The following is a 10,303-nucleotide window of genomic DNA, read 5'->3' on the forward strand; positions in this document are numbered from 1 at the left end:
CGCTACGTGCGGTCGACGGGTGACGAGTGACGAGTGACGAGTGACGAGTCCGCCGGTCCGCCTACGTCCGGTCGACGGCCGCGACGATCGCCGCCGCGAGGTCCGCGGGCCGCGTGAGCTGCGGCCAGTGCCCGGTCGGGAGGTCGACGATCTCGTAGTCCTTCATCCGGGACAGCTCGCGCACGTACGGATGGCCGCCCGCCATGAGCTCCTGCAGCGTCGCGCTCGGCAGCGATGTCGCGATCACGGTGGTCGGCACGTCGTACCGGCGCTCGTCGTGCACGTGCAGCGGGTCGGTCGCGGCCCGCTCGGGAGACGGCACCGCGATGGCGCGGAACTTGGCGCGCAGCGCGTCGTCGAGGCCGTCGAGGTCGGAGTCCTCGAACGCACCCCAGTCGGGCAGCGGGATCTCGCCGTTCTCGGCCGGGAACTCGTCGTTGACGATCGTGCCGTCCCCCGCGGGCCCTGCGTCGACGTAGACCGCGCGCGCGACCCGCCCCGGCCGAGCGTCGGCGGCACCCGAGATCACCGACGCCCCGCCCGAGTGTCCGACGAGCACCACGGGCCCGTCGGTGGCGTCGACCCGGGCGACGAGCGCGTCGACGTGGTCCTGCAGCCCGATGCCCGACCTGTCCGCGTCGAGCGACTCCATGCCCGGCGGTGTCACGGGTTCGGCGACGTGCCCCGCCGCCTCGATGCCGGGGACGACGTCCGCCCACGACGAGCCGTCCAACCAGAGTCCGGGCACCAGGATGATCCGCATCCCGCGACGGTAGGCCCGACCACCGACACGCCCGCGCCCGCGTCGTCAGCCCTCCGAGTGCCGCGCCACGAGCTCCGCCCCGAGCGCCGCGAGCTCGGCCCGCACCTCGGCCGGCTCGACCACCTCGACCGCGGCCCCGAACCCCGCGAGCTGCTCGGCGACGGACCGCACGGTGTGGGACGAGACCCGCACGAGCACCCGCCCGTCGTCGACGTCCCCGAGCACGACCGCGTGCCGCCCGAGCCGGTCCCGCAGCACGCGTACGAGCGACGCCACCACCGCGACGGTCGCGGACACGCGACCCCGCCGCGCCTCCAGCTCGTCGACCACCTGCTCCCAGACGGCGGCGACATCGAGGTCGTCGGGCCGTGCGGCAGCCGTCGCGAGGACGGTCATCGCCCGGACCCGGTCGACCCGGAACGTGCGCCGCCCGGCGGGCGTCCCGGCGACGAGGTACCAGACGTCGTCCTTGTCGACGAGGCCCCACGGGTCGACGACCCGCTCGCTCACCCCGCCGCGCCCGTCGTACGTGAGCGCGACCTGCCGGCGCCGGACGACCGCGTCCTGCAGCTCGTCGACCCACGGCGGCCGCGCCCGGGCCGCGGCACCCCACGCCAGACCGTCGACCACCACGGCCCGTCCCGCCGCCTCCGCGTCGGCCCGGAACGTCTCGGGCAGCGCGCGGACGAGCTTGCGCAGCGCGGACGTGGCCGCCGCCGACCGCCCCGAGGCGGGCCCGACCAGCAGGAAGAGCGCCTGAGCCTCGGACGCCGTCAGCCCGGTGAGGTCCGTGCGGGCACCGCCGACGAGCGACCAGCCGCCGCCACGTCCGGGCTGCGGGTAGACGGGGACGCCGGCCGTCGACAGGGCCTCGAGGTCGCGTCGGGCCGTCGCGACGGACACCTCGAGCTCGCGCGCGACCTCCGCGGCGGTCACGCGACCGCGGTGCTGCATGAACAGGAGGGTGGCGACGAGCCGGTCCGCGCGCATGCCTCAAGAGTTCCACCAGAAGTGCTCAGAAGGTGAGCACTTCACGGTCGAGGGTGGAGACATGGACACCACCACGCACACCACGACCCACACGTTCCGCGGCCTCGCGACGGTCTCGTTCTTCGCCGACGACCTCGCTGCCGCCCGCGCCTGGTACACGGAGGTCTTCGGCATCGAGCCGTACTTCGTGCTCGACGGCTACATCGAGTTCCGGATCGGCGACCACGAGGACGAGCTCGGCATCGTCGACCGCCGGTTCGCGCCCGCGTCGGGCGGCCCGTCGGGCGCGATCGTCTTCTGGCACGTCGACGACCTGCAGAGCACGGTCGACCGCCTGCTCGCCCTGGGCGCCACGGTGCACGACCAGGTCCGCGAGCGCGGCCACGGGTTCGCGACCGCATCCGTGGTCGACCCGTTCGGCAACGTCCTCGGCGTGATGACGAACCCGCACTGGCTGGAGGTCACGTCGGCCTGAGCGCAGGGCGGACGGCGCGGGGCGACGGTGAGGATCGGCGCGGTCGGGCCGACAGGACGACCACCGACCCCGCGGCGCCGATCACGCGGCTGCGGCGGTGAGCCGGTACGTTCCATCGGGTGCTCCCCGGTCCCACCGCTCGCCTGCGGTTCCGTCAGATGACCGACCACGATCTCGATGCGATGGCGGCACTGCTGGGCGACCCCGAGGTCATGACGTACTACCCGGCTCCCAAGACCAGGCCGCAAGCCGCCGCGTGGATCGCGTGGAACCAGCGCAACTATGCCGAGCACGGCTATGGGCTGTGGATCATCGAGACCCACGAGGGGGAGTTCGTCGGCGACTGCGGACTGACGTGGCAGACGGTCGACGACGTGCCCAGGCTCGAGGTCGGGTATCACGTCCGTCACGAGCTGCACGGCCGCGGGTACGCCACCGAGGCGGCCGCGGCGTGCCGCGACTTCGCGCAGGAGACGCTCGGCGCACCCGAGGTCGTCGCGATCATCCATCCCTCGAACACCGCCTCGCGCCGAGTCGCGGAGAAGATCGGCATGACCCCCGTCGGCCACGCGACGTCCAGCCACGCGGCCGAGCGCATCGTGATGGGCACCCGGTTCACGTCGACGACGTAGCGGTCTGCGTGGTCGCGTGCGCCTCGGCTGGGCCGAGCGTGAGCAGACACGCCCGGGCCGACCAGCCGGCGTCGCCGACGCTCAGGCGATCGCCGCGTCGATGAGCACCTCGGCCGCCGCACGCGCCTGGGCCGCGGCCCGCCCGTCGCCGGAGATCGCCGCCGTGGTCGTCGCGCCCTCCGCGAGGATCGACAGCTGCGCGGCGAGCTGCTCCGAGGCACCCGCGTCGGTCACGAGCCCCGCCATGTACGCCTGGAACGAGGCCTTGTGGTCGCGGACGATCCTCGCCACCTCCGGGTGGGTCCCGCCGAGCTCGCCGAACGCGTTGATGAACGCGCACCCCCGGAAGCCGTCGGTGCAGAACCACTGCTCCAGGAACGCGTAGACGGCGAGCAGCCGGGCGCGCCGGTCGTCGCCCGCGGCGCGGACCGCGTCCGCCAGGCCGTCGTCCCACTCGTCGTGCTTGCGGCGCAGGACGGCCTCGACGATGCCGTTCTTCGACGGGAACAGCGCGTACACCCGACGCAGCGACACACCGGCGGCGGTGCGCACCTGGTCGACGCCGACGGCGGCGTACCCGCGCTCGTAGTACAGCGCCTCCGCCGCGGCGAGGATCCGCTCGCGCGCCTCCGTGTCGTCCATGGCCTGAGTCTACTTGACGTGAGAACGCACGTTCTCTACGGTCGTGGGTGTCAGGCGAGAACGACCGTTCTCGCTGGTCGCAGAGGGGACAGGACCATGGGCTACATCACCGTCGGCACCGAGAACAGCACGCCGGTCGAGCTCTACTACGAGGACCAGGGCTCCGGGCAGCCGGTGCTCCTCATCCACGGCTATCCGCTCGACGGGCACAGCTGGGAGCGGCAGACGCGCGAGCTGCTCGCCGCCGGCTACCGCGTCCTGACGTACGACCGCCGCGGTTTCGGCCGCTCGTCGAAGGTCGGCAGCGGCTACGACTACGACACGTTCGCCGCCGACCTTAACACCGTCCTCGAGACGCTCGACCTGCGCGACGTCGTCCTCGTCGGCTTCTCCATGGGCACCGGCGAGCTCGCCCGCTACGTGTCGACCTACGGGCACGAGCGCGTCAAGAAGCTCGCGTTCCTCGCGTCCGTCGAGCCGTTCCTCGTCGCGCGCGACGACAACCCCGAGGGCGTGCCGCAGGACGTCTTCGACGGCATCGCCGCGGCCGCCAAGTCCGACAGGTTCGCCTGGTTCACGCAGTTCTACAAGGACTTCTACAACCTCGACGAGAACCTCGGCAGCCGCATCAGCCCCGAGGCCGTCCAGGCGAGCTGGAACACCGCGACCGGCAGCGCGCCCGTCGCCGCGTACGCCGTCGTGCCGTCGTGGATCGAGGACTTCCGGGCCGACGTCGAGGCCGTGCGGGCGAGCGGCAAGCCGTCGCTCATCCTGCACGGGACGAAGGACAACATCCTCCCGATCGACGTCACCGCCCGCCGTTTCCGGGTGGCCCTCCCGGACGCGCAGTACGTCGAGGTCGAGGGTGCGCCGCACGGCCTGCTGTGGACGCACGCCGACGAGGTGAACAGCGCGCTGAAGGAGTTCCTCGCGGGCTGACCGGCCGGCGCCCGCGGTCCTCCGGGCGGATCGTCCTCGACGCTCCGCCCGGAGGACGCGCCGCGTCGCAGGCCTGGCTACGGTCGACGGATGACGCCCGTGCCCTGGACCGGACCACCCTGGGGCCGGCGCGGTCGGCGGGCGTGGATCACGTTCCCGGCCACGTTCCTGGCGCTGTTCACCGTGCTGGGCTGCGCCGGTGCGAACGCGTGGCACCCGCAGGCCCGGGCGTTCGACTGGCTGGCCGTCGCGCTCCTGCTGCTGGCGCCCGCGGCGCTCGTGCTGGTGGCGCAGCCCGGTGCGCCGGCCGTGGTCGGGGCCGTGCTCGCGGTCGTCGGGCCGGTGACGTACCTGGCCCTCGGGTACGAGCCCGGTCCGGCCGTCGTCCCGCTCGGGTTCGTGGTCGTCCTGCTCGGAGCCACCCGCCGGCGGGCGCTCGCGTGGGGTGCGGGGACGGCCGCCGTGGTCGCGGTGAGCGTCCTGACGCTGCGGCCGGACGGGCCGTCGCGGGTGTGGGCGACGCTCACCGTCGCCGGGCTGCTCGTCGCGATGCTGCTCGGCGAGGGCGCCCGCGGACGAGGTGAGCGGATGCAGGCGCTGCGGGCCGCCCGCCAGTCGCGGGAGGAGTCGGCGGTCGCGGCCGAGCGGCTGCGGATCGCCCGGGAGCTGCACGACGTGCTTGCACACTCCCTGTCGGGTATCACGGTGCAGGCCGGGGTCGGGCTGCACCTCATGGACCGGGAGCCCGAGGCGGCCCGGCGGGCGCTCGTCGAGATCCGCGACGCGAGCAAGACCGCGCTCGACGAGGTCCGGGACGTGCTCGGCGTGCTGCGCGCCGACGGCGAGGCGCCGCCCCGGTCCCCGGCGGGCGGGCTGACCAGCCTCGTCGAGCGGGCCCGGGCCGACGGGCTCACGGTCCACGCCGACGGCCTCGACGCCGACCTGTCGGAGACCGTCGCCGCCGTCGTCCACCGGGCCCTGCAGGAGGCGCTCACGAACGTCCGGCGGCACGCGCCCGGTGCGTCCGTGCAGGTCACGCTCACGGTCGGCGCGACGGTCGTGCTGGAGGTCCGGGACGACGGGCCGCCCGTCGGCGCGCTCGTCGAGGGATACGGGCTGCAGGGGATGCGCGAGCGGGCCGAGGCGGTCGGCGGCAGCGTCCGGGTCGACGCCGGGCCGGACGGGTTCGTGGTGCACGTCGAGGTGCCGACGTGATCCGGGTGCTGCTGGCCGACGACCAGGCGCTCGTGCGCGGCGGTTTCCGGGCGCTCGTCGACGGCGAGCCCGACATGACCGTGGTCGGCGAGGCCGCGACCGGCGACGACGCCGTCCGGCTCGCGCTCGACCTGCTGCCGGATGTGGTGCTCATGGACATCCGCATGCCCGGGGTCGACGGGCTGGTCGCGACCCGGCGGATCGTCGACGAGCCCCGCGCGGCCGGCGTCCGCGTCGTCGTCGTCACCACGTTCGAGCTCGACGAGTACGTCGCCGAGGCCATCCGCGGCGGCGCGTCCGGGTTCCTCGTCAAGGACACCGAGCCCGCCGACCTGCTGCGGGCCGTACGCGTCGTGGCGGCCGGCGACGCGCTGCTTTCCCCCACCGTGACCCGGCGGCTGCTCGCGACCGTCGCGCGCGCCACCCGGGAGGTGCCCGAGCCGTCGGCGCTCGCGGACCTCACCGCGCGCGAGCGCGAGGTGCTCGTGCTCGTCGCGGAGGGGCTCTCGAACGACGAGATCGGCGAGCGGCTGTTCCTCAGCCCGCTCACCGTCAAGACGCACGTTCTGCGGGCGGCGACCAAGCTCGGCGCGCGTGACCGGGCGCAGCTCGTGGTGGTGGCGTACGAGTCGGGGCTCGTCCGGCCGGGCTGGGCGGGCTGAGGCCGCTCCGGACCGCCGCACTGGGGCGTCCGGACGGGCGGGCCGAGGCCGCTCCGGACGGAGCGGGCAGGACGGTCCGCGGGGACGACGACCGCGACCCGCCGGCCGGGCGACGGTGGTGGTGCGGTCGACGGTCGGCCGCCACCCACACCGGAGGTCGTCATGCTCACCACGCTCGTGGCCCACCCCGTCGGCTGGGGCTGGGGATGGGGTCCGGGACCCTGGTTCCTGCTCTTCCCGCTGTTCTGGTTCACCCTGATCGCGCTGTTCTTCGCGTTCGGCGCCCGCCGCCACCGCCGCTGGGACGCCGAGCAACGCGGGCTGTACTCCGAGCGCCGCGGCACGGGCGGCGCCCGCGCGGTCCTCGCCGAGCGGTTCGCCCGCGGCGAGATCGACGAGTCGGAGTACCGCGCCCGCCTGGAGGTGCTGCTCGCGTCCGACGCGCCGAGCACGTGACGCGTCGACGCTCCGGTGGCGGCCCGGCGGGGGGACGGGTGATGCTGCTGGCACGCGGCGCGTCGGGAACGAGCGGGCCGCACCACAGGAGGCCACCATGTCGACCCCCGCCGAGACGTCCCGCTGGACGGCGTTCTGGGACCGCGGCGGATGGTGGCGGGCCGTGCTGCTCGCGGCCGTCTACCTGGCCCTGTACCTCGGTGCGAGCCTGCTCGTCGGGTCCCTGTTCGGCGACCAGGTCGATGCCGACGACGTGTTCGCGACACCGCAGAGCGTGTTCTTCGGCCTGACGATGCCGCTCGTGGTCGGGTGTGCGGTGCTCGTCGCGTTCGTCGCGTCCGTCCGCTGGTTCCCGGTGCTGTTCGGCCGGCAGCCCGTGCCGGGGCGGCGGTGGATGTGGCTCGCGCCGGCGCTCGTCGGGATCGCGGTCGTGCTGCGGCTGCTCGGGATCGACTACGGCGCGTACGCGGGCGGGGTCGTGTTCCTCACGCTGCTGACCGGTGCGTTCATCGGGTTCGCCGAGGAGGTCCTCACGCGCGGCATCGTCGTGAAGATGCTGCGGGACGCGGGCCGGTCCGAGCGGGGCGTCATGGTGCTGTCGTCGCTCGTCTTCGCCCTGCTGCACGCGTCGAACCTGCTCGGCGGGCAGAAGGTCGTCACCGTCGCGCTCACCATCGCGTACACGTTCTGCTTCGGCATCTGCATGTACCTGACGCTGCGCGTGACCGGCAACCTGGTCTGGCCGATCGTGCTGCACGGGCTGTACGACCCGACGCTGTTCCTGTCGACGGGCGGCATCGACACGACGACCGGCGCGTCGGAGAACACGTTCCTCGTCCTCGCCGGGCCGGCGAACATCCTGTTCATCGTGCTGGCGGTCGTGGCGCTGTTCGCCGTCCGGGGCCGTGCACGCCCGACTGGCCCCGCCGAGGCGCCTGCGGTCACCGGCGAGGTCTGACGTCGAGCCCGACGCTCACGACGTCGCCGACCTCCAAGCCCTCCGCGGCCCGCACCTTGTCCTTGATCGGGACGACGTACAGCCCGTCCTTCGGGAACAGCGACGTCGTCCACGTCGTCCTGCCGATCCGCGCGACCACCGGGATCATCCCCCACCCGTAGGTGACGTCCCGGGCGACGGCCCGCAGGTCGTCGGACTCCGGCTGCGGCACGGTGACGTAGTGGTACGGCGACGGGCCGCGCCAGTACCAGATCTCGCCGCGCACCTGCAGGTCCATGCCGCACAGGGTCCCGCATCGCCGCCGGGGTCGACCAGCGGCAGACTCGGCACGTGCCGCCGCTGCCCGACCTCGTGCGCCCGATGCTCGCCACCCCGGGCGAGCTGCCCGAGGACGACGCCGGCTGGGCCTACGAGATGAAGTGGGACGGCGTCCGGGCGGTCGCGTACGTGGACGGCGGGCGCGTACGGCTCATGTCGCGCAACGACCTGGACATCACGCGGTCCTACCCGGAGGTCGCGGAGCCGGTCGACGCCCTCGGGTCGGTCGCGGCGGTGCTGGACGGCGAGCTCGTGACGTTCGACGAGCGCGGCGCGCCGCACTTCGGGCGGCTGCAGCAGCGGATGCACGTGCAGGATGCGGCGGCCGCCCGGCGGCTCGCCCGCACGGTCCCGGTGGTCTACCTGGTGTTCGACGTGCTGCACCTCGACGGCCGTCCGACCGTCGACCTGCCGTACGACGAGCGTCGCGCGCTGCTCGACGGTCTCGGGCTCGCGGGGACGTCGTGGCAGACGCCGCCGGCGTTCGACGGCCCGGGCGCGGACGTGCTCGCCGCCAGCAGGGAGAACGGCCTGGAGGGTGTCGTCGCCAAGCGCCGCACCGCCCGCTACCGGCCGGGCGCACGGTCCGCGGACTGGCTCAAGGTCAAGCACGTCCGGATGCAGGAGGTCGTGGTCGTCGGGTGGCGGCCCGGCAAGGGCGCGCGTGCGCAGACGCTCGGCGCGCTCGTGCTCGGGGTGCACGACGACGCGGGTGCGCTGCGCCCCGCCGGGTCGGTCGGCACGGGTTTCACCCGGCGGATGCTCGACGACCTGCTCGACGTGCTGCGTCCGCTCGAGGTCGCCACGTCCCCGTTCGCGGAGCGCCTGCCCGGGGCGGAGACGCGCGACGTCCACTGGGTCCGGCCGCAGGTCGTGGGCGAGGTCGCGTTCACCGAGTGGACGTCGGACGGGCGGCTGCGGCACCCGTCGTGGCGCGGGCTGCGGCCCGACAAGGCCGTCGGGGACGTCGTCCGGGAACCCTGAGCGCATCCTGGACGCCCGTCCAAAACGGACCAAACCTCTCATCACCGCCCGACGAGCGCCGAACGGACGGGGTGCGCACGGAGGAAACCCGAGCACCGACGAGAGGCGACAACCCCATGGCCGGCACGACCAGTTCCCGACGCACGACCGGCTGGTTCGCCCGCCGCGGTCTCCAGGCGAAGATCCTGCTGACGTTCGCCGTCGCCGGTGCCGTCGCCCTGGCGTCCGCCGGCTACGCCGTCACCGTGCTGCTCGGTGCCAAGGCCGACATGGCGACCATCGCCGAAGGTCAGCGCGACATCGTCGACGTGCGGGGCCTCGTCCACCAGGACCAGATCAAGGGACGCATGATCGTCGCGCAGATCGCCGCGTCCGCCGACGCGAAGAGCAAGGCCGACTGGCAGGCGCGGCTCGTCGACAACGACGCCGAGCTCCAGGGCGGCATCGACGAGTACAACCGCACCGCCGCCGGGTCCGACCCGACGTGGCAGCAGTTCCTCGAGGACTACGACGCCTTCCTCACGATCCGCGACGGCCAGCTGGTCCCCGCGGCGCTGAAGAACGACCTCGTCGCCTACGACCGGATCCGCGACGACATCGCGCAGCCCGCGATCGAGACGTACGTCGCGGACCTCGACGAGGTCGCCGCGCAGAACACCGCGTTCGTCGACGGTCTCGCCACGCAGTCCCAGCGCGAGGCCGGCACCGCCGTGATCGTGCTCGTCGGGAGCCTCGCCGTCGCGCTGGCCCTCGTGCTCGTGCTCACCTACCGGGTCACGCGCGGCATCCGCCGGTCCGTCGACGAGCTCAAGCGGGCGCTGCAGGCCATGGCGCGCGGCGACTTCACCGTGACGGCCCGCGTCCGCTCGGGCGACGAGGTCGGCCAGACCGCCGAGGCGCTCGCGGTCGCGCAGGAGTCGATCCGCGAGACGCTCGCGGGCGTCGTCGAGACCTCCCAGACCGTCGCCGCCGCCGCCGAGCAGCTGTCCGCCGCGTCCCAGCAGGTCGGCTCCGCTCAGGACGAGACGAGCGCGCAGGCCGGGGTCGTCGCCGCGGCCGCCGAGCAGGTGTCCCGCAACGTGCAGTCCGTGTCGCTCGGGTCAGAGGAGATGGGCTCCGCGATCCGCGAGGTCGCGCAGAGCGCGTCGGAGGCCGCCAAGGTCGCCGGACGCGCGACGCAGATGGCCGCCGTCACCAACGAGCGGGTGCAGCGCCTCGGTCTGTCGTCGCAGGAGATCGGCAACGTCGTCAAGGTCATCACGTCGATCG

At 73.8% G+C, this 10,303-nt stretch carries 13 protein-coding genes; 9 read left to right on the forward strand and 4 right to left on the reverse strand.

The features are described from left to right. Positions 1–61: 61 nt before the first annotated feature. Both J7523_RS17465 and J7523_RS17470 read right to left on the reverse strand, forming a co-directional pair. On the reverse strand, positions 62–763 hold the full coding sequence (locus J7523_RS17465) for an alpha/beta hydrolase (RefSeq protein ID WP_291889536.1): 702 nt from the start codon (positions 761–763) through the stop codon (positions 62–64). 45 nt (positions 764–808) lie between these two features. Next, positions 809–1,753, reverse strand: coding sequence for a WYL domain-containing protein (locus tag J7523_RS17470; RefSeq protein WP_291889540.1), 945 nt, complete (start codon positions 1,751–1,753; stop codon positions 809–811). Positions 1,754–1,814: 61 nt separating this feature from the next. On the opposite strand from J7523_RS17470, the gene J7523_RS17475 reads away from it, so the two are divergent. Continuing rightward, a complete protein-coding gene (locus tag J7523_RS17475) occupies positions 1,815–2,228 on the forward strand; it encodes a VOC family protein (RefSeq protein WP_291889543.1) in 414 nt (137 codons plus the stop codon). A 119-nt stretch (positions 2,229–2,347) separates the two neighbouring features. Then, positions 2,348–2,860, forward strand: a complete 513-nt coding sequence (locus J7523_RS17480) for a GNAT family N-acetyltransferase (RefSeq protein WP_291889545.1) — start codon at positions 2,348–2,350, stop codon at positions 2,858–2,860. A gap of 81 nt (positions 2,861–2,941) precedes the next feature. Here J7523_RS17480 and J7523_RS17485 read toward each other — a convergent pair whose 3' ends face one another. Beyond that, positions 2,942–3,502 (reverse strand): TetR/AcrR family transcriptional regulator, encoded by a 561-nt coding sequence (locus J7523_RS17485; RefSeq protein ID WP_291889550.1) that lies wholly within the window; start codon positions 3,500–3,502, stop codon positions 2,942–2,944. 96 nt (positions 3,503–3,598) lie between these two features. Here J7523_RS17485 and J7523_RS17490 point away from each other — a divergent pair, with 96 nt between their 5' ends. The 5 genes from J7523_RS17490 (at position 3,599) to J7523_RS17510 (ending at position 7,732) form a co-directional block, all read left to right on the forward strand. Beyond that, the gene (locus tag J7523_RS17490; RefSeq protein ID WP_291889554.1) at positions 3,599–4,441 is read left to right on the forward strand and encodes an alpha/beta hydrolase; all 843 of its coding nucleotides are present in this window, start codon (positions 3,599–3,601) and stop codon (positions 4,439–4,441) included. Between the two features lie 90 nt (positions 4,442–4,531). Next, positions 4,532–5,656, forward strand: coding sequence for a sensor histidine kinase (locus J7523_RS17495; RefSeq protein ID WP_291889557.1), 1,125 nt, complete (start codon positions 4,532–4,534; stop codon positions 5,654–5,656). Continuing rightward, positions 5,653–6,318: a response regulator transcription factor gene (locus J7523_RS17500; RefSeq protein WP_291889560.1), complete on the forward strand. Its 666-nt coding sequence runs from the start codon at positions 5,653–5,655 to the stop codon at positions 6,316–6,318. The genes J7523_RS17495 and J7523_RS17500 overlap by 4 nt, the downstream gene beginning before the upstream one ends. Before the next feature lie 162 nt (positions 6,319–6,480). After that, positions 6,481–6,774 (forward strand): SHOCT domain-containing protein, encoded by a 294-nt coding sequence (locus tag J7523_RS17505; RefSeq protein WP_291889563.1) that lies wholly within the window; start codon positions 6,481–6,483, stop codon positions 6,772–6,774. Positions 6,775–6,871: 97 nt separating this feature from the next. Beyond that, on the forward strand, positions 6,872–7,732 hold the full coding sequence (locus tag J7523_RS17510) for a CPBP family intramembrane glutamic endopeptidase (RefSeq protein WP_291889566.1): 861 nt from the start codon (positions 6,872–6,874) through the stop codon (positions 7,730–7,732). Here the strand turns inward: J7523_RS17510 and J7523_RS17515 are convergent. Further along, complete coding sequence (locus J7523_RS17515) at positions 7,716–8,009, reverse strand: DUF1905 domain-containing protein (RefSeq protein ID WP_291889568.1); 294 nt, start codon at positions 8,007–8,009, stop codon at positions 7,716–7,718. The two genes, J7523_RS17510 and J7523_RS17515, sit on opposite strands and share 17 nt — an antisense overlap. Before the next feature lie 53 nt (positions 8,010–8,062). On the opposite strand from J7523_RS17515, the gene ligD reads away from it, so the two are divergent. Both ligD and J7523_RS17525 read left to right on the forward strand, forming a co-directional pair. Further along, a complete protein-coding gene (gene ligD, locus J7523_RS17520; RefSeq protein WP_291889572.1) occupies positions 8,063–9,034 on the forward strand; it encodes a non-homologous end-joining DNA ligase in 972 nt (323 codons plus the stop codon). A gap of 116 nt (positions 9,035–9,150) precedes the next feature. Beyond that, the coding region (locus tag J7523_RS17525) for a methyl-accepting chemotaxis protein (RefSeq protein WP_291889576.1) at positions 9,151–10,303 on the forward strand (1,153 nt) is incomplete at its 3' end.

The organism is Cellulomonas sp., from assembly GCF_017744555.1.
Classification (GTDB): domain Bacteria; phylum Actinomycetota; class Actinomycetes; order Actinomycetales; family Cellulomonadaceae; genus Cellulomonas.